General features: G+C 71.2%; 15 protein-coding genes and 1 pseudogene. 7 read left to right on the forward strand and 9 right to left on the reverse strand.

Annotated elements, in window-relative coordinates:
• Window positions 1–78: 78 nt before the first annotated feature.
• The gene (locus tag ACIRYZ_RS27900; protein WP_402949143.1) at window positions 79–975 is read left to right on the forward strand and encodes a DUF1906 domain-containing protein; all 897 of its coding nucleotides are present in this window, start codon (window positions 79–81) and stop codon (window positions 973–975) included.
• A gap of 75 nt (window positions 976–1,050) precedes the next feature.
• Here the strand turns inward: ACIRYZ_RS27900 and ACIRYZ_RS27905 are convergent, their stop codons facing one another.
• The 3 genes from ACIRYZ_RS27905 to ACIRYZ_RS27915 all read right to left on the reverse strand — a co-directional run bounded on the left by ACIRYZ_RS27905 (window position 1,051) and on the right by ACIRYZ_RS27915 (window position 3,705).
• Complete coding sequence (locus tag ACIRYZ_RS27905; protein WP_402949189.1) at window positions 1,051–2,157, reverse strand: RNA-guided endonuclease InsQ/TnpB family protein; 1,107 nt, start codon at window positions 2,155–2,157, stop codon at window positions 1,051–1,053.
• Between the two features lie 341 nt (window positions 2,158–2,498).
• Complete coding sequence (gene dmpI / locus ACIRYZ_RS27910; protein ID WP_402949145.1) at window positions 2,499–2,681, reverse strand: 4-oxalocrotonate tautomerase DmpI; 183 nt, start codon at window positions 2,679–2,681, stop codon at window positions 2,499–2,501.
• 127 nt (window positions 2,682–2,808) lie between these two features.
• Window positions 2,809–3,705: a LysR substrate-binding domain-containing protein gene (locus ACIRYZ_RS27915; protein WP_402949147.1), complete on the reverse strand. Its 897-nt coding sequence runs from the start codon at window positions 3,703–3,705 to the stop codon at window positions 2,809–2,811.
• 309 nt (window positions 3,706–4,014) lie between these two features.
• Here ACIRYZ_RS27915 and ACIRYZ_RS27920 point away from each other — a divergent pair, with 309 nt between their 5' ends.
• Window positions 4,015–4,428, forward strand: a complete 414-nt coding sequence (locus ACIRYZ_RS27920; protein WP_402949149.1) for a hypothetical protein — start codon at window positions 4,015–4,017, stop codon at window positions 4,426–4,428.
• Between the two features lie 124 nt (window positions 4,429–4,552).
• Here the strand turns inward: ACIRYZ_RS27920 and ACIRYZ_RS27925 are convergent, their stop codons facing one another.
• The gene (locus ACIRYZ_RS27925) at window positions 4,553–5,755 is read right to left on the reverse strand and encodes an MFS transporter (protein WP_402949152.1); all 1,203 of its coding nucleotides are present in this window, start codon (window positions 5,753–5,755) and stop codon (window positions 4,553–4,555) included.
• Window positions 5,756–6,246: 491 nt separating this feature from the next.
• Between ACIRYZ_RS27925 and ACIRYZ_RS27930 the strand changes: the two genes are divergently transcribed.
• From ACIRYZ_RS27930 to ACIRYZ_RS27945, 4 genes and pseudogenes are all read left to right on the forward strand, one after another.
• Window positions 6,247–6,594: a hypothetical protein gene (locus ACIRYZ_RS27930; protein WP_402949155.1), complete on the forward strand. Its 348-nt coding sequence runs from the start codon at window positions 6,247–6,249 to the stop codon at window positions 6,592–6,594.
• A 243-nt stretch (window positions 6,595–6,837) separates the two neighbouring features.
• Window positions 6,838–7,569: a carbonic anhydrase gene (locus tag ACIRYZ_RS27935; RefSeq protein ID WP_402949157.1), complete on the forward strand. Its 732-nt coding sequence runs from the start codon at window positions 6,838–6,840 to the stop codon at window positions 7,567–7,569.
• Window positions 7,570–7,872: 303 nt separating this feature from the next.
• Window positions 7,873–8,658: pseudogene (locus tag ACIRYZ_RS27940) on the forward strand (NAD-dependent epimerase/dehydratase family protein).
• A gap of 147 nt (window positions 8,659–8,805) precedes the next feature.
• Window positions 8,806–9,624 carry a maleylpyruvate isomerase family mycothiol-dependent enzyme gene (locus ACIRYZ_RS27945; protein WP_402949160.1) on the forward strand — a complete coding sequence of 273 codons (819 nt, stop codon included), beginning with the start codon at window positions 8,806–8,808 and terminating at the stop codon, window positions 9,622–9,624.
• A gap of 133 nt (window positions 9,625–9,757) precedes the next feature.
• On the opposite strand, the gene ACIRYZ_RS27950 is transcribed toward ACIRYZ_RS27945, so the two are convergent.
• Together ACIRYZ_RS27950 and ACIRYZ_RS27955 are read right to left on the reverse strand one after the other, a co-directional pair.
• Window positions 9,758–10,489, reverse strand: coding sequence for an SDR family oxidoreductase (locus ACIRYZ_RS27950; RefSeq protein ID WP_402949163.1), 732 nt, complete (start codon window positions 10,487–10,489; stop codon window positions 9,758–9,760).
• A 169-nt stretch (window positions 10,490–10,658) separates the two neighbouring features.
• Entirely contained in the window at window positions 10,659–10,898 is a 240-nt protein-coding gene (locus ACIRYZ_RS27955; protein ID WP_402949165.1) for a hypothetical protein, read from the reverse strand.
• Between the two features lie 177 nt (window positions 10,899–11,075).
• Between ACIRYZ_RS27955 and ACIRYZ_RS27960 the strand changes: the two genes are divergently transcribed.
• Window positions 11,076–12,662, forward strand: coding sequence for a Na+/H+ antiporter (locus ACIRYZ_RS27960; protein ID WP_402949168.1), 1,587 nt, complete (start codon window positions 11,076–11,078; stop codon window positions 12,660–12,662).
• Window positions 12,663–12,698: 36 nt separating this feature from the next.
• Here ACIRYZ_RS27960 and ACIRYZ_RS27965 read toward each other — a convergent pair whose 3' ends face one another.
• The 3 genes from ACIRYZ_RS27965 to ACIRYZ_RS27975 are packed head-to-tail and all read right to left on the reverse strand — an operon-like array spanning window position 12,699 to window position 17,236.
• Window positions 12,699–13,688 (reverse strand): antibiotic biosynthesis monooxygenase, encoded by a 990-nt coding sequence (locus tag ACIRYZ_RS27965; RefSeq protein ID WP_402949170.1) that lies wholly within the window; start codon window positions 13,686–13,688, stop codon window positions 12,699–12,701.
• Between the two features lie 3 nt (window positions 13,689–13,691).
• Window positions 13,692–16,409 carry a molybdopterin-dependent oxidoreductase gene (locus tag ACIRYZ_RS27970; protein ID WP_402949173.1) on the reverse strand — a complete coding sequence of 906 codons (2,718 nt, stop codon included), beginning with the start codon at window positions 16,407–16,409 and terminating at the stop codon, window positions 13,692–13,694.
• Window positions 16,406–17,236, reverse strand: coding sequence for an FAD binding domain-containing protein (locus ACIRYZ_RS27975; RefSeq protein ID WP_402949176.1), 831 nt, complete (start codon window positions 17,234–17,236; stop codon window positions 16,406–16,408). Before ACIRYZ_RS27975 ends, ACIRYZ_RS27970 begins: the two co-directional genes overlap by 4 nt.
• Window positions 17,237–18,026: the final 790 nt, after the last annotated feature.

Here is an 18,026-nt window from a genome sequence, read left to right on the forward strand (position 1 = left end):
TACGTGAACTGGGTGAACGGACGCGACGCGTCGCCGTGATGGCACGTCAGGCCCGCGCCGGACGGCTAGGACGGGGGGATGCGCCTTCCCTCTCCGACCGCGCTCCTGGCGGTCTCACTCGTCATGCTCCCCGGTGCCGTCCACAGGCAGGCCCCCGGCACGTGGCAGCCGGCCGCCGTACAGTCGACGGCACCGTCGGCCGCCCCTCCCGCGCCCCTCGCCGCGCCGCCCGACGGCTCCACCGAACCGCTGCCGGAGTACCGGTTCACCGGGGCCGGGTTCGACGCCTGCTCGGCCCCGCCGGAGGAGGCCATGGACGTCTGGCGCACCGCCTCGCCCTACGGCGCGGTGAACATCTACAGCAGCGGCGGCCAGCGCGGCTGCGAGCAGCCCAGGCTGACGCCCCAGTGGGTCGCCGCGGTCCGGGCGATGGGGTGGAAGGTGGTGCCCACCCACGTCGGACTCCAGGCACCCTGCGCCGAGCGCGACGACAAGCCGCTGCGGATCGACCCGGACCTGGCCGAGGAACAGGGCGCACAGGAGGCGGGCGAGGCGGCCGCGGCGCTGCAGGGGCTGGGGCTCGGGCCGGGCAGCCCGGTGTACCTCGACATGGAGGCCTACCCGGCGGGCGACGAGGTGTGCAGCCGCGCGGTGGTCGACTTCACCGCCGGCTGGACCCAGGCGCTGCACGCGGCCGGGTACCGGTCAGGCTTCTACTCCAGCATGGACTCCGGCATCGCGGACATCGTCGCCGCCGCCCAGGCCGGCCGCGACCCGATGCCCGACGCCCTCTGGTACGCCCGCTGGGACGGGCAGCCCACGACCAGCGGACAGGACGGGCTGCCCGACGACCTGTGGATCGGCCACCGCATCCACCAGTACCGGGGCAGTGCCGACGAGACGTACGGGGGGGTGACGCTCAGCGTCGACCCCGACGAGCTGGACGGCCTGGTGGCCGGCGGGGAGTCAACTTGACCTGGCCCTAAGGGCTGGGCTTGTGGGTAGGGCGCGGCTGGCTGTCGCGTGGCCTCCCACGTCTGAGAGCTGGCGTCAGGCCGGCTCTGGGACGCATGACTGACGCCCCGCTGTCCACGCGGCAGCGCCGCGAGCGGCGATGTTGCGGGAGCCGTTGAGGTCCGCGTGCATCATGACGCCGCAGGCGCGGCACGCGAACTCTGCTTGGTTTGGCCGGTTCTTCCGGTCGATGTGGCCGCACTCGGAGCATTGCTGGCTGGTGTACGCCGGGTCGACGTACACCAGCGGCACTCCGGCTCGCTTGGCCTTGTACGCGATGTACTGGCCGAGTTGGTGGAAGCCCCATGAGTGCAGAGGGGTCCGCTGGTCCTTGCGGAGCCGTACCCGGTCGCGGATGCCGCTCAGGTCTTCCAGAGCGACACCGTGGCCGGTGCGTTCAGCGGTGGTGACGATGGACTTGGAGATGCGGTGGTTGACGTCCGCCGCGTACCGGGCTTCCTTTCGGGCGCGTTTCTTGAGCAGCCGCTTCGCGGATTTGGTGCCCTTGGCCTGCAATTTCTTGCGAAGGTCGAGCTGTCGCTTGCGGTGCCGGTTCAGGCCGCGCCCGGCATGGCGGGCACCGTCCGAAGTGGTGGCGATGTTGACGATCCCTAGATCCACGCCGAGGAACCCGACAGGGTTCTCGTTGAGCGGCTTCTCGGGCACGTTGCAGACAGCGATCAGGTAGAACGCGCCATCACGCCGGATCAGATCCGACTCGCCCTTCCGGTAGGAGCGCAGGGTCTTGAGCGCATCCGGCGAACACGCGAACCGCACGCCCTTCAACCGCCCGGACGTGGTCCAGATGGACACGGTCTGTTGGTCGTACTGCCAGCTCAGGCAACGGTCGTCGTAAGGCTGGGCCGCCTCCGGGCGGAAGGTGATCGGCTTGGACTCCGCCTTGGCCCGGCGCTTCGACCCCGGTCGGCCAAGGTTCCCGGCCCGGATGTTCGCCTTCAACGTCGTGTAGGCGTCACGAACCTTCTTGATCACATGCTGCGCGGCCTGCGCCCCGAGCTCACGGGCCCTCAACTCGGCATAGGTGTGCTTGCGCAACTCGTACTCACGCGGAACGCCACGCTCGAACGCGACACCGGACACCCAGCACGCCGCTTCGTTGACCGCGCGCAGGGTGCACTCCAGAGCCGACGCCTGATCAGGCGTCGGCTCTGGAGTGCACCCGCGTCACGGTCTTCATACCGGCAACCTACAAGGAGGCACTGACAATGCCCGCCCGAACGGTGACGCAGAGACCTCCGCCGTTTCGCGGCTCCGGGCCAACGATGCGATTCCTTCCGACGAAGGGCCGGGGTTTCCTCGCAAGATCATGCTGAACCATGACGGGCCGTCCGGGACCGGCCGAGGGGGCCGCGCGCCGCAGCTCGTCCTCCCGGCCCTCTCGGCCCGCCGGTGCTGGCCACCGCACCCGGAAGGGCGTGGCCTGCACCGGCCTGTCGTGCCGCATCGGGCCGGAACCGGGCCGGCTACCGGTCCGCGGTCAGCTTGCCGGCCACGCCCCAGTTCTCCGACTGGTACTCCTGGACCCACACGAACACGCTCTCGGCGGGAACCTCCAGGGTCTCCACGAAGGCCTCGGTGACCCTCTTGACCAGCTCACGCTTCTGCTCGACGTTGCGCGGGCCCTGCTGAATGGTGACGATCGGCATCTTCGGCTCCTCACCGGGTCTCCCTACCGGGATCCCCTACCGGGTCTTCCTCCGCCGGTTTTTCCGGCTGGGAACAGTCCACCCGATCGGGCCGCCCGCACCCAGACCCGAATCGCTCTGACAGCGATCACGAATCCTGATCGTCCCAGGTCGGGGCCGTCTGGCGGCAGGCCTCCAGGAGCAACCCGGGGAGCGGGGCCAGGCGCCGTACGGCGATCGAGGTCGGCAGGGCCAGCGGGGTGCGGCAGGGGCGGAAGGCGACCCGATGGGTGTTCACCATCCGGGCGTTGGCCGCGTACACCACCGTCCACATCGGGATCCCGGCGCCGATCGCGGCCAGGGTGTCCTGCAGGGTGCTGTGGGTCGGGCCCGGGACCGGCTGAAAGCCGGCCTGCGCGCAGGCGCCCATCACCAGGTCCACCAGCGCCGGGTGGTTACGGCGTTCGGTCAGCCGCAGCGGCAGGGCGGCCAGTTCCGCGAGATCGACCTCGGCCTGGTCGGCGAGGGCGTGCCGGGCGGGCAGCGCGAGTACCAACTCGTCCTGCCAGACGGGCAGGAACCGAAGATCGGCGCTGCTCCCGGGGATGGCACCGCGCACGAACGCGGCGTCGAGGCGGCCGTCCGCCAGCCGCGCGAGCCGCTCCCGCACCGGGGCGGAATGAAGTTCGACGCGCACGCCGGGAGCCCGCCGCTGGTAGGTGTCCAGGATCAGGTCGAGCCGCTCGCCGAGCCCCGTGATGGTGCCGAGCCGCAGCACGGCGGGCGCGGCCAGATCGGCGGCGAGGGCGCGGGCGGCGTCCTCGGCGGCCAGCACGTCCCTGGCGGCGGGCAGGAAACGCTCGCCGGCCGGGGTCAGCCGGACGTACCGGGGCGAGCGGTCGAACAACTCGACCTTCAACTCCCGCTCCAGGCGCCGGACCTGCTGGCTCACGGCGGGCTGGCCGAGCAGCAGCCTCTCGGCGGCCCGGCCGAAATGCAGTTCCTCTGCGACGGCGACGAAGCAGCGCAGCTGCCGTAGCTCCATGCGGTCCCCCTGCTCGATCAGCCGACGGGGCCATCGTCGCAGGCCAGGCCCGCGGCTCCGGCGACGCCCCCGCCACCGGGGGCCGCCCATCGGCGCACCCCCGCAGACACCTCCAGGACCCACCCCCGCCCGGACTGCGCGCCGAACCGCCCGCCACCGACGTCCGGCACTTCCGACTGTTACATGACAGTGACGTTCCGCACACAACCGGTGGCGTCATGTGAGGCGTCCCATCGGATGACAGCGCCCGAACCACACCGACGGTGTCTTCGGGCCGAACGACCACCTCCCCCTGAAAGGGGTGCACCCGTGATCGTCTCCAAGCGGAATTCCCTGCGCCTGGCCGCCGTTGCCGCCCTCAGCGCGCTCCTCCTCGGTACGGCGGGCACCGCCATGGCGGCCGCCCCGGCCGCCCCGGCCGCCTCCGCCACGTCCGCCGCGTCCGCCGCGTCCGCCGCCATCACCGCCAAGCCGTCGGTCTCGTCCGTCCAGGCCTGGCAGCTGTTCCGTGTCACCGGCACCACCACCGGCCTCAAGGCCGGAAGCACGGTGACCCTGCAGCAGAAGCAGCACGGCACGTGGGTCACCCTGCCGGCCTCCGTGCACACGACCCACAACGGCTCCTACTCCCTCGGCGTGAAGCTCGGCATCAAGGGCCTGAACGAGCTGCGCATCATCAGCGCGAACACCGCCTCTCCCGTGTTCACCGTGACCGTGCGCTGACCCACGACCCACGGCCCACAACCCCGCACACCCGACGGCCCGCCGCGTGCAGTGTCCTCGCACCCGGCGGGCCGCCGCCGTCCGGGTCACGGTTGTCGGGTGGGGGACCGCCGGAGGTCGCGGTTCAGGCCCCGATGCTCGCCCGGCGCAGCAGGTAGGCGCCGGAGGCGGCGGCGAGGAGGGCCATGCAGGCGGCGAAGACCAGGCCGGCGTGGGCCAGGCCGAGCGGCCCGGCGAGCAGGCCGATGCCGATGACGGGGATCGAGATGCCGAAGTAGGCGACCACGAAGAGCGCGGAGAGGGCGCCGCCGCGGTGCTCGGCGGGGCTCGCGGCGGCGACCTCGCCCACCGCGCCGCGCAGGCCCATGCCCTGGCCGGTGCCGCCCACCAGCGCGGCCAGCACCAGGGGCGGCAGGGCGGTCCAGGCGAGCGAACCCGCCAGCAGCGCCAGCCCGCCGATCAGCACCAGGCAGCCCAGGGGGATCGCCCGCGCGGTGCCGAACCGGGGGACGAGGAGCTGGCCGAGGGTGGAGGCGAGGAAGACCGCGAAGACGACGAGGCCGACGACCGCGCGGTTGTGGACGTTCAGGCCCTCGGCGAGGAAGGCGGGGCTGACGGAGGTGAACAGGCCCAGCAGGGCGAACCCGGCGAAGGCGGCGATCCCGGCCGGGACGAACACCCGGCGCACCTGCGGCGGCAGATCGGGCCGGTCGGGCCGGGCGCTGCGCAGCGGGCGGGTGTCGGCGACGGTCTCCGGCAGCAGCAGCAGGAGGGCGAAGGACGCGGTGAGCAGCACCAGGTGCACGGCGAACGGCAGCACCAGGGGGTGGGGCGCGTACTGGGAGAGCAGGCCCGACAGCAACGGTCCGAAGCCGAGGCTGCCCATGTTGGCGGCGGTCGCGACGAAGCCCGCGCGGCCCCGCTGCCCTGGCGGGGCGAGCTCCATCACGTACGCGGTGGCGGTGCCGGTGAACAAGCCCGCCGACAGACCGGACAGCAGGCGGCCCAGGCACAGCAGCGGCACGCTGTCCGCGGCCAGGAAGACGACGGCGCTGGCGGCCGCGAAGATCAGCCCGCAGAGCAGGACGGGACGGCGCCCGACGATGTCGGAGACGTTGCCGGCCAGCAGCAGGACGCCGATGACGCCGAAGGCGTAGACGGCGAACACGACCGTCACCGTCAGCTCGGAGAAGCCGATCCGCTCCTGGTACAGCCCGTACAGCGGAGTCGGCAGGGTGGTTCCGGTCATGCAGACGGCGAAGGCGAAGGCGGCCAGGAGGTAGCCCGTCCGGGCGACAGCGGGCCGAACTGTCCGATGATCGGTCACCGACCCACGATAGGCACGCGACCCGGCCGCGCCCACGACTCGTGGGCGCGCGCTGGGCCGACCGGCCGCACCCCGCCGAGAGGTTAGACCGGGCTGCCGGCCGTGGCGTCCAGGGCTCGTCGCCAGCGCACCCTGCCGGTGGCGGGGTCGATTGTGAGGATGCGAACCGTATCGCGTGGTGCGGACACGCGGCGCGGCATCGCATCCGCAACCGGCGGCACAGGCCGGCCGCGGCCGTGACGGCGAAGGGGGGCGGTCGGGGTGAAGTGGCCGGCTGCCCATCCGGCGAGGGAGGTGCCCGCCGACTGTGCCAGGATCAGCGCATGGAAACAGTGGGCTTGCTGGACCTTCTGACGCGGTTCGGTGCCACCGGGGATTTCGCCGGGCTGCGGCCGCTCGGGCCGTTCCCCGTGCCCGCTCGGGGCAAGCCCGAGCAGTCAGGCCGGGTGGTCGAGCGTCTGCCGTGGCCGCGGTGGTTTCAGTACGGGTGCATGTCGGTCGAGGTGTGTCGCTGCGGGATCATCAACGGGGTCTCCGTCCGTACCTGGTACGACAGCGTGACCCTCCCCGTCGGCGAGCCCGGTGCGTACCGTTCCTTCCCGGGCCCGCCCGGCTTCCTGGAGCTCTCGGCGGCCCTGGCCGCTGCCGGTGTGCGCTGGGAGCGGCGCGTCGAGACCCATTCCCTCCCGCAGTTCACCATGGAGACCACCGTCGCCGATCTGCCCGATGTGACAGTGGACTTCTACTTCACCACCGACGAGGACCCGGACTTCCCGACACTGTTCAGCGCTCACGCGCGCGAGTCCAGCCATGTCTGCCCCGACGGCCCGCACCGCTGAGGTCGCCCCGGGACACCCCACCCGAGTCGGCCGGGCGTCATCTCGACCCGCCACTTCGGCCTGTGCCCGAACCCAAACCCGGGCAGCGGTTCACGCCGCTGTCCGAGCGCGTTCTGTGGGCCGTTCGCGGCAATGTGGCCCGCGCCCACCCGCGCCTGCCGCCCGGACGCCCACACCACGCTGAACAATTCGGCCTGGTCGGGACACAGGGACGTGTCCGAGCGGCATCGAGGGGAACAGCAGATGGACGGAGCCGGACACCCGAGTCGTAGGGCGCTGCTGGCCGGCGGGCTCGCGGGCGCCGCGGTCGCGCTCGCGGGGTGCACGACGACCAGGGCGGACTCGCCCGCGGCCAGCGCTTCGCCGCAGGCACGGCCCACCACGCCCGCCGCGGCGTTCACCAGGCTGATGGACGGCAACAAGCGCTGGGTGAGCGGAGACCTTCAACACCCCAACCGGGATCCGAACCGGCGTCAGCTCGTGGCCCAGGAACAGGAACCCTTCGGGTCGATCCTCTCGTGCATCGACTCGCGGGTGCCGCCCGAGCTCCTCTTCGACACCGGCCTGGGCGACCTGTACGTGATGCGCACGGGCGGGGAGGCGGTCGGCCCGGTGGTCACCGGTTCCGTCGAGTACGGGCCCATGACGAGTGGCACCCCGCTCATCGTGGTCCTCGGGCACCAGCGCTGCGGCGCCGTCAAGGCGGCGTACGAGTCCATCCGCGACGGCAAACCGCTGCCCGGCAACCTGCAGGCCATCGTCACGGCCCTGCAGCCGGCGTACGACCAGGCGGTCCGCGAGGGCGGCGCCGACCCGGTCGAGACCATGGCCCGCGCCCAGGTCACGCTGACCGCGGCCGACCTGCGCGCCAACCAGGACCTCGCCCCACTCGTGGCAAAGGGCGCCCTCGCCGTGGTCGGCGCCTACTACTCGCTCGACACGGGCCAGGTGGAGGTCCTGGCCGGCGCCCCCTGACCGGTCCGACGAGCCCGACGGGCGCACTCGCCCCACCTGGCGGGCCTTCGTCGCCGCTGTCCGCGGCGACCCGGAGCGGGAAGCCGCCCCCGCCACCCGTTCTCGTCCAGGACGACCGGCTCCCCTCCGCAGGGACGGGGCGCAGCCGAGCGGCCGAGCAGCAGCGCGGCCGGGCCGGCCCGCCGGCTCCCAGGGCGGGCGGGGAGTGCGAACTCCGGATACCACAAGGAATCCTGGCGTGCCGTCAGGTATCTTCGCACGTCGCCGGATTCGGCCGTCAGTTCGATGAGCTTGCGAGGAACCATGGAGACACGACAGATAGTCGACCAGCCCTGTCTGGCCCTGCTCACCGGTGCCGCCGGCCGCATAGGCACCTGCCTGCGGGAGCTGCTGCCCGCATACGGCTACCGACTGCGCTGCTTCGACCGTCTTCCCGTGCCCGGCGAACCCGACGCGATCACCGCCGACCTGCAGGACGCCGAGGCACTGGCGACGGCGGCGGACGGCGTCGACGCCGTGGTCCACCTGGCCGGGATCCCGGGAGAGGCGCCGTTCGCCGACATCCTGGCCGCCAACATCGACGGCACCTACCGGCTCTACGACGCCGCCCGGGCCGCGGGCGTACGCCGGATCGTCTACGCCAGCAGCCACTTTCCGAGCGGGTAATTCCCGTTCTCCACCCCGCAGCGGCCCGACACCTACTACGGGCTCTCCAAATGCTTCGGCGAGAACCTCGCCTCGCTGTACGCCGACCGGCACGGAATCGAGACGGTCTCCCTGCGCATCGGCTCCTTCACCGCCGAACCCCGCAGCATCCGGATGCTCGCCACCTGGCTCAGCCCCGGCGACTGCGCCCGCCTCGTGCACGCCGCGCTCACCGGCCCCGTGGCCGGCCGCACCGTGGCCTACGGCATCTCCGCCAACACCCGCGCCTGGTGGGACCTCTCATCGGCCCGGGCGTTCGGCTACCAGCCACAGGACGACGCCGAGACCTTCGCCGCCGAGCTGATCGCGAAACTCGGCGAGCTGCCCGCCGACGACCCGGAGCACCGCTACCTCGGCGGCCGTTTCACCCAGGCCAGGCCCTGACCACCTACTTCGATCATCCTTCCGGCTCCGTCCCGACAGGATCACGTGCCGGGCGACCACACCCGCCATCGCCGCCCTGCCAGGCCCGACCGCTGACCGCGTCACGGGTCTGGACAGCGGCGCGCGATTCGGCCAGTGTTCACCGTCATGACTCTCCCGCTCCCTGAGCACCGCCCCGGTGCCGCGCGCGGCGCGCTCTTCGAGGCGGTCACCGCGGTCGGCGACGAGGCCGTCGCACTGCTCGCCGGCTGCCGTGGCGACACCCCGATACCCGGCGCCGAGTGGACGGTCGCCGAGGCCGCCGCACACCTGGCGATGGCCAACGAGCTGATGGCCGCACTGGCCACCGGCCAGGAACGGCCGTACGGGGACGGCAGCCCGGGATCACTGGCCGCGGCGAACGCGGCCTCGCTGGCCGCGCGGCCGGAGCGGGACCCGGCCGTGCTCGCCGAGGAGATCGCCCGGCAGGCAAGGCAGTTCACGGCGGCGGCCGGCCCGCGGGCCGGCACCGAGCCGGTGCTGACCCCGCTCGGCCCGATGGACCTGGACACCCTCGGCGCCTACCTGCTGACCCACATGCTGGGCCACCTCTACGACATCGCCGTCGCCCTGGGTCGGCCGCACCCGATCGACCGGCACCGCGCCGGGCTGACGATGCCGTTCCTGCGCACGGCCATGCCACGGGTGACGGACGCCCGCGCCGCGGCCGGCCACAGCGCCTGCTACCGGCTGCGCCTTCGCGGCCTGGAAGGCTTCGCCGTGACCTTCACGGACGGCGTCGCCGTGGTGAGCCAGGAGCCGCCGCGGCGCCCGGACTGCACGATCCTCACCGAGCCGGTCGCGTTCCTCCTCATCGCGCTGGGCCGCTACAGCGCCACCGACGCCCTCCTACGGGGCAAGGTCCTCGCCTGGGGCCGCCGGCCGTGGCTCGCCCCGGCCTTCCCAGCGCTGTTCGCCGCCCCCTGAGCACGGCCGGCGACGCCCGGTCAGTGTCTGATGTTTTCACGCTGACGCCGATCCCTGTCACGGACCGTCCGTCCCGGGGCGGGCGATCCGGCCCGTCCACCCCCGGCTCGGCGGCTGCGCCGGAGGAGCCGGTTCAGGAGAGCCAGTCGGTGTAGCGGGTGGGGGCGATGCGGGCACCCTTCGGGGCGGTGAGGACGTCGCCGTGGGCGGCGGCGAACATGCCGGCGGTGTCATCGGTGACGACACGGCGCCCGTCGCCCTTGGCGGTCAGGGTGAGCCGGCCGAGTTCGTCGAGCGGGTAGACATCGGGACCCGCGATGTTGACGATGCCGTTCACAGGGCTGCCTGCGGCGACTTCGGCGACCACGCCGGAGACATCCGCGGCGGCGATCGGCTGGATCGGCGTGCGCGGCAGACGGATGGTGTCGCCGTCGGCGGTCATGGACAGGGTCGCGTCCATGAACTCCATGAACTGCGTGGCACGGACGATCGAATACGGGATCGGTCCGGCCTTGAGGATCTCCTCCTGAAGCACCTTCGCCCGGTAGTAGTCCAGATCGGGCACCTGGTCCACGCCGACGATCGAGAGGATGACGAAGTGCCCGACCCCGCCCTTCCGGCTCGCAGCGAGAAGGTTGTCCATCGAGGTCCGGAAGAAGGCGAGCGAGGCGTCGTCGAAGGTCGGGGAATTCGTCAGGTTGACGACGACGTCGGCGCCCGCCACGGCCGTCTCCAGCCCCTGGCCCGTGATGATGTCCACGCCCGTGGACAGGGAGTGCGGTACGGCCTGGTGCCCGGCAGCGTTCAGGTTCTCCACGACCCGTGACCCGATCAGCCCGGTTCCACCGATGATTGCGAACTTCACGGCATGCGCCTTCCTTCGACGACTGGTGTCCGACATGTGCCTTGTGCAGTGCCAACCCTCGACGAACGTGACCGTCTCGTCGAGCGGTGGCAGCACCCTCACACAGGCGGGCAACACCGAACCGCCCCTGCGCCGGGACCCAGCGGAGTCGGGTGCGGGCAGGTGACTGTCAGCACTGCTCCGACCACATGACGGAAACCTTGCGCCACTCCGGCGTGTTCGCGTCGTGGTGATCCAGCCAGTTCTTGAGCGTGGCGCAGGAGTACGCCGGAACGGCGGGGAGCGCGGTGGCGGTCGTCACCGCCTCGGGGACGGGCGGCGCGGCGGCGGCCTGCGACACCATGGCGGCCGAGGCCAGGAAGGGCGCGGCGATGACGGCGACCAGTGCCCGACGAACGAAAGTCGACATGGCGTGCCTCCTCGCGGGGAGATTCAAGCAGCCGTTTTTCACCGTACGCCGCCCAGGGGGCCCGTCCTCGTCGCCGAGGCCGCCGTTGGCGGTGGGCCGGTCGTCGGTAATCCGGCTACGTTGATAGAGCACCTGGTCAGAGGGGGGTAACAAGCCGTAACCCACCGGGGACGCTGTATGACTGGCCTGACCATCATCCTGCTGCTCGTGGTCCTCGCCACGGCGGTGGCGACCGGTGCCCGGCGCTGGCGCCTGCCCGCTCCCTCGCTCCTCGTCATCGCCGGTCTGGTCGTCGGGCTCATACCCTGGGTTCCCGAGGTCCGCCTGGCGCCCCACGTGATCAGCGTGCTGGTGCTGCCGCCGCTGCTCTACGCCTCGGCCGGGGAAATCTCCGTCCGCGACCTGCGCAGCGTGTGGCGGCCCGTGACCGGCCTGGTCTTCGGTCTGGTCCTGGTCTCGGCCGTCGCCGTCGGGTATGTCGCCCGAGCGATCACCCCGCTCACCATCGCGGCCGCGTTCATCCTCGGCGCCGTCCTGGCCAGCACCGACCCCGTGGCCGTTACCGCACTCGGCCGGCGCCTGTCCCTCCCACCGCGGGTGCAGGCCATGGTGCAGGCGGAAAGCCTGTTCAACGATGCCACGTCGCTGGTTCTGTACAAGGTCGCCGTGGCGACCGCGGTCTCCGGCAGCGCCATCACCGTGTCCGGGACCATCGAGCAGTTCCTGCTCCTCGCGGGCGGAGGAGCCCTCATCGGCGCGGCGGTCGCCGCGGTGGTGACCCTCATCCGCAGACGGACCGAGGACCCCGTGCTGGAGACCGTCATCGCCCTGGTCACTCCGTACGCCTCGTACGTCATCGCGGAGGACTCGCACGCCTCCGGCGTGACCGCCGTCATCGTGGCCGGGGTGGTCCTCGGCAGCACCGGCCACAAGCTCAGCAACGCCCCCGTCCGGCTCCAGGTCCACGCCGTCTACGACACCGTGACCTTCCTACTGGAGAGCGTCGTCTTCGCCCTCATCGGTCTCGAGCTCCCCTTCGCGGTCCGTCACCTCGCGCACGACGAGCACGGCTGGCCGCTGTGGGTGCCGGTGATCGCCTTCACCGTGCTGGCGATCCGCCTGCTGTGGGTCTTCCCGCTGTCCGCCCTGATCCACTACCGGCACAAGGAGGGCGACAGCCGCCTCTCCTGGCGGGTTCCGGCCGTCCTGTCCTGGGCGGGCACCCGAGGCGTCATGCCGCTGGCCGCCGCGCTCTCCATCCCCCTGGTCACCAACACCGGGGCGCCGCTGCCGCACCGGGCGCTCATCCTCACGCTCACCACCGGGACCGTCGCGCTCACCGTCATCTTCCAGGGCTTCACCCTCGCTCCTGTCGTCCGCCGCTCGGGCATCGCCCTGGAACCGGAGCACACCGCCCGCGAGGAGGCCCGGACCCGCCGGCACATCGCCCACACCGCTCTCGAAGAGCTCAGACAGCTCGGCGATCTGGACGAGCTCGCCGAACTGGGCACCGCCGCCGAGACCGCCTTGAAACAGGCTCGTCGCGATCTGGAAGCGCGCATCCACCAAGCGGAAGACGCCCACTACAGCGACCCGGACGCCCGTCCCGCCGACGCCTACCGCGAGATACGCCGGACACTCATCGGCATCGAGGCGGCCGAGCTCCAGCGCCTCTACGAAGCGAACATGATCAGCAACGCCACCCGGCGCCGGATCCAGCGCGAACTCGACCTCGAGGAAGCCAGCCTCCGTGCCCGCGAATGACGGGTCCGCGCCGCGAGCGATGCGCGGAGCACCAGGTCAGGGCAGCGACCAGAACCGGGTCGTCACGAGGTAGAAGACGACGACCCAGAACGCGATCACCGCGGCGACGATGCCGAGGCCGACGAGGTTGGTCCGCGCCGCGGGTTCGTCCGGTGACGGCCGCAGCCACCGCCTGAGCAGCGGGTTCACGTAGTAGGGCATCGTGAAGAAGCTCATGATGAAGCTCGACAGCAGGTTGCCCACCAGCAGCCCGAGCCAGAGCGGCAGTTTCAGCGGCGACAGGACGAGCGTCAGCAGCACCACGGTCGGGTACAGGCCGACCCAGACCGCCACGGCGGTTTTGGTTTCCGAGGGAGGCGGCGCCTGCCCACGGTCGCCTTCGAAGGCGAACCAGCTGCCGAAGGAGTTGTCGATCGTGCGCAGTTCGAAGGAGCTGAACTCCGCGCCCTCGGCGAGGAGTTCCCGCCGCTCGGCCGACGTCAGCCAGGCGTCGAGATGCTCGGCGGTGTCGAACCGGTACAGCGTGGTCCACTCGTCCTGAAGACCCTCGATCGGGCGGAAGAGCTCGGTTCCGCGGAAGCCTTCGAACGTGCTCTCCGCCTGGCTCATGCGGTCCTGCCAGGCGAGGAAGTCGCCGACGCGGCGCGGGTGGACCCGATGGGTGACCACCACGGTCACCAGCGGATCCGCTGTTCGAGTGCCGCCGGCGACGACCTGCTGGGTCGCCGGGCCGTCGAAGTACTTGCTGCCGGCGTCGAGAAAACGCTGCCGGGTCGCGCTGTTGATCCACACCTGCATGTGGGCGATCGAGTCGAACCGGTAGACGACGACCCAGTCGGATTGCCGGGGCGTCGGTGGGGAGATCTCGGCGCTCAGGAACCCGGCGTAGCCGGCGGCGGCGGCGTTGACGTCCTCCTGCCACGTCTCGTACTCCCGCTCCAGTCCGGGCAGAACCTTCTGGCCGATGATCGCCGTCGCCGCGGCGTCCTCGTGCCGGCCGCCGTTCGGGTGCCTGTCCGTGTCCATGGCTCAGGCCGCTGGCACCGACCGGCTCTCGTTGAGCCGGCCGTAGATCCGTTCCGGGGTCAGGGGCAGTGCGCGGTAGCGGACACCCGTGGCGTCGTGGAGCGCGTTCGCCAACGCGGGGGCCACCGGATTGATGCAGCACTCCGCGATCCCCTTCGACCGCAGGGGCCCGAAGGAATCCGCCGACTCCACCAGGAGCACGTCGGTACGGGGGACATCGGCGTAGGCGGGGATGCGGTAGTTGCGGAAGTTCGGGTTGACCATGACGCCGTCGGCGTCGACGAGGTAGTTCTCGGTCAGCGTGAAGCCGATCCCCTGGGCGACACCGCCCTCCACCTGCCCCCGGACCTGCGCGGGGTTGATGATGTTGCCGGCATCGGTCGCCTGGACGCTGTGGAGGATGCGGATCTCGCCCGTCACCCGGTGGACGGCGATGCGGAAACCCTGCGTGTTGGAGGCGACGCTTCGGGGGGATCCGTAGGCCTTGCGGGCGGCGGTGAACCGGATTCCGCGCGCGCGGGCCAGGGCGACGAGCTCGGCCAACGACACCCGCCGGTCGCCGCACACGACGCCGTCGTCGTCCATCGAGCACAGCACGACATGGACGCCCGTGTGAGCGGCGGCGAATTCCAGGATCCGGTCGCGCACGGCGTTGGCCGCTCGAAGCACCGCGTTGCCCGCCACGAAGAGGCCCGCACTCGCGAAGGCGCCGGTGTCGAATCCCGTGCGGTCGGTGTCGGACTGCACCAGGCGGATCCGCGACGGCGTCGTGCCCAGCTGGCCGGCCGCGATCTGGACATGGGCGGTGGGGGTGCCCTGGCCGAACTCGACCGTTCCCACGGCCACCTCGTACCTGAGGTCGTCGCCGAGCGTGACCCAGGCCTCCGAGATGTGCTCGGTCGGGGGCGCGGTCTCGTGCAGGGAACTCGCCACGCCGACCCCGACGAGCCACCCGGGGCCGGGGGACGGCTGATCGGACGTACGGGCCAGAGCGTCGTCCACGAGGTCGATGCACTTCGCGAGCCCTTCCTCGGTGAACAGCAGGTCGTCGGGACCGTCGTCCAGGGCGACGAGCGGATCACCCGGCCGCACGATGTTGCGGCGCCGCAGTTCGAGCGGATCGAGGTGCAGGGCGCGTGCCAGTTCGTCCATCGCCGACTCCACGGCGAACGTCGGCTGCGTCATCCCGTAACCGCGCAGCGCCCCGCTCGGAACGGTGTTCGTGTAGACGGCGAAGGCGTCGTACTTCTTGTTGGGACAGCGGTAGATCATGCCGGCCGCGCCACCCGCGTACAGCGTCTCGCCGCCGTGGTTGCCGTAGGCGCCCGTGTTCGACACGTTGCGGACCTGGAACGCCGTCAGCGTTCCGTCCGCCTTCGCTCCGAGTTTGACCGTCAACGTCATCGGATGCCGGGGCGAGGCCGTGGTGAACTCCTCCTCGCGGGTGTACTCGAAGCAGACGGGCCGCCCGGTGTCCAGGGTGGCGAGCGCGGCCAGATCCTCCGAGAACACCTCCTGCTTGCCACCGAAGGCGCCGCCCACGCGCTTGCAGAACACCCGGAGCTGGTCCGGGCGCAGCGCGAACAGGTAGGCGAGTTTGACCTTCGCGATCGACGGCGACTGCGAACTGGTACGGACGTTCAGGCGGCCGTCCTCCATCCAGGCGATCGAGCCGTGGGTTTCGAGGTGCGCCTGCTGCACGCGCGGCGAGGAGTACGTGCCTTCGTGGATCACGTCGGCCTCGGCGAACCCCGCGTCGACATCGCCGAAGTGCGCATGGAGCTCCAGCAGGATGTTGCGCACGGGGTCGCGGACGAAGGGGTCGTGCGAGCCGTGCAGCTGCGGCGCCCCCTCGGCCATCGCCTCCTCGGGGTCGAAGACCGCCGGCAGCACCTCGTACTCGACGGCGACCCGCCGGCAGCCCTCCTCCGCCGCCCCGACCGTGTCGGCCAGGACCGCGACGACCCGCTGGCCGACGAAGCGGACCGTGTCGTCGAGGATGAAGGTGTCGTCCGGATCGACGAGATGGTCGGTGTGGATCGCCGTGGTGAAGCGCTTTCGTGGCACGTCCTCCCAGGTGTAGACGCGATGCACGCCGGGGACCGCGAGCGCGGCGGTCTTGTCGATCGAGACGATCCGGGCGTGCGCGTGCGGCGAGTGCAGCACCTTGAGGTGCAGCATGCCGTCGATGCGGGTGTCCATCGTGAACTCGGCGCGGCCGGTGACCACGTCGTCGGCCGCCGGGATGGCGACGCTCGTCCCCACGGCCTTACCCGGGGCGGCCGTCTCGACACCGACGACGCCCTTCACGGCATCCTCGATCCCCCGGTAGCCGGTGCAGCGGCAGAGATTGCCCTTCAACGCCCGTGGCAGGTCCTCCTTCTGGGCCTCGGTGAACGTCGCCGACGTCATGATCATCCCCGCGGTGCAGAAGCCGCACTGGAATCCCGGGGCGTCGCGGAACTGCCGCTGCACGGGATGCAGATCGCCGGGTGATCCGAGGCCCTCGACCGTCGTCACCTCACGGCCGTCCGCGCGGAACGCGGGGGTGATGCAGCTGTGGATCGGAGTGCCGTCCAACCACACCGTGCACGCACCGCAGTCGCCGGCGTCGCAGCCCTTCTTGACGCCGTAGTGACCGAGTGAACGGAGGAAGGTACGCAGGCACTGGCCGGGGTCCGGTTCCTCGTCGAATCGTCTGCCGTTCACGATGTAGGTCACGCCGGGCTCCCAGCCATGAGTTCGCGGCGAATCTCTTCGGCGAAGTGCCGTGTCAGGTGACGACGGTGGTCCGGGGTCCCGTTGGGATCCGCGAACCAGACGTCGGCGGGGACGACGTCGATGCTCTGCCGCAGGGTCCGGGCATCGGGCACGGTGTCGAAGGCAAGGCGCACCGGCCGTGTGGTGCCGGCCGTGACGGTGAGCAGCAGGTCGTTCGTGCCGGGCGTCTGAGTACCGATGAGGAAGACCGTCGAACGGCCGAGGCGGGTCAGCGCGAAGCGGCGGTGCGTGGCGCGTTTCCTCAGCGCGCGCGCCGGAATGGTGATGCGCCGCAGGACTTCCCCGGGAGTCAGGACGTTCCGGTTGTCGCCGGTCACGAAGTCGAGGGCATCGACGACGCGCGCGGACCCGTCCGGGGCGCACAGTTCGTACGTCGCCTCCAGGGCGACCGTCAGCGTGATCATCGGGCCGGCCGGCAGGGACATGCAGATGTTGCCGCCGACGGTCGCCGAGTTCCACACCTTGAACGAGGCCAGGAACGCGTCGCAGCTCGTCGCGAAAAGGGTGCCCGCGATCCAGTCGTCCGGCGGCACGAAGGCGTACAGGTCACGGATGGTGCAGGTGGCGCCGATCTCAAGGCCCGTGTCGCTCGGCACGAGGGCATCCCAACGCAACGCCGTCAGGTCGATCAGGCGACGCAGGCCCGGCTGCTCCGTGGAGAACAGCCACGTTCCCCCAGCGAGCCAGGCGTCGCCCTCGCGCCAGTGCGCGCCCGGTCGATCCGGCGGCGGGCGGCGGACGACTTCGGTGATGGTGTTGAGATCCACGGGAATCGATCTCCCTTGCGACGATCACCGTGCGACGGACGGCCCACCGAACTCGACCGACCCGGGGCGCGGCGCCGTTCGCGTCCATGACGGCACCGGGAGCGGCGCAACCCCGCGCGGCAGGATCGGAGGCCGGCCGCCGCGGTCGAACACTGCCGCAGGAAGACCCGGCGGGCGCGCGGATTCCCTTCGAGCCTATGCAGTACGGGTCGGCCTCGCCATTTCAGCCACGCCCGGTTTCGGTGTCGTTCCCGTGTCGGTGGGGGTGTGGTGGCGGTCACGGTGGCGGGCGGCTGGTGTTGACTCTGCGTGGTGGGGGTGGGGCCGGTCGGTGATGTCGCCGGGGTTTGGGTGGTGAGTGCGCTCACAGGGGGATGGGGTGTGCGACGACGGATAGTAGTGTCCGTTTTGCACCTCTTTGAGACTGTTTGTCGGGTTGTTGGGGGGTGTTCGTGCAGGCCGGGAGGGTCGGCGGGGATCGACGGGCGCCGGGCGGTGTGCCGTTCGGGGCGGTGCGGGGCTCGTCGGCTACGACCGTGGATCGTGGCGAGGGGGTCTTGGCGGTGGCGGATCCGCTCTGGCAGCTTGGGATTCATCGCCGGCCGCACCGGTTCCTGTCCCTCCGGTGAACGGCTCACCGCCGAGTCACACCCCGCGATCGTTCGGCCCCTGTCCGGCCGTGGTCGAGACGGGGCGTGACATCGGCCCAACCCGATTGAGGTCTTGCTCTACATGCCCGCTATCAAGCTCCGTATGCGTACCTCTGCCGCCGTCTTCGCCGGTGCCGCCG

The organism is Kitasatospora sp. NPDC101155 (genome assembly GCF_044768305.1).
Lineage (GTDB): Bacteria > Actinomycetota > Actinomycetes > Streptomycetales > Streptomycetaceae > Kitasatospora.

Coding starts and splice junctions, on each gene's coding strand:
- ACIRYZ_RS27900 (WP_402949143.1), top strand. CDS start 79: ATGCGCCTTCCCTCTCCGACCGCGCTCCTGGCGGTCTCACTCGTCATG.
- ACIRYZ_RS27945 (WP_402949160.1), top strand. CDS start 8,806: ATGACTCTCCCGCTCCCTGAGCACCGCCCCGGTGCCGCGCGCGGCGCG.
- ACIRYZ_RS27965 (WP_402949170.1), bottom strand. CDS start 13,688: ATGGACACGGACAGGCACCCGAACGGCGGCCGGCACGAGGACGCCGCG.
- ACIRYZ_RS27935 (WP_402949157.1), top strand. CDS start 6,838: ATGGACGGAGCCGGACACCCGAGTCGTAGGGCGCTGCTGGCCGGCGGG.
- ACIRYZ_RS27930 (WP_402949155.1), top strand. CDS start 6,247: ATGTCGGTCGAGGTGTGTCGCTGCGGGATCATCAACGGGGTCTCCGTC.
- ACIRYZ_RS27955 (WP_402949165.1), bottom strand. CDS start 10,898: ATGTCGACTTTCGTTCGTCGGGCACTGGTCGCCGTCATCGCCGCGCCC.
- ACIRYZ_RS27915 (WP_402949147.1), bottom strand. CDS start 3,705: ATGGAGCTACGGCAGCTGCGCTGCTTCGTCGCCGTCGCAGAGGAACTG.
- ACIRYZ_RS27960 (WP_402949168.1), top strand. CDS start 11,076: ATGACTGGCCTGACCATCATCCTGCTGCTCGTGGTCCTCGCCACGGCG.
- dmpI (WP_402949145.1), bottom strand. CDS start 2,681: ATGCCGATCGTCACCATTCAGCAGGGCCCGCGCAACGTCGAGCAGAAG.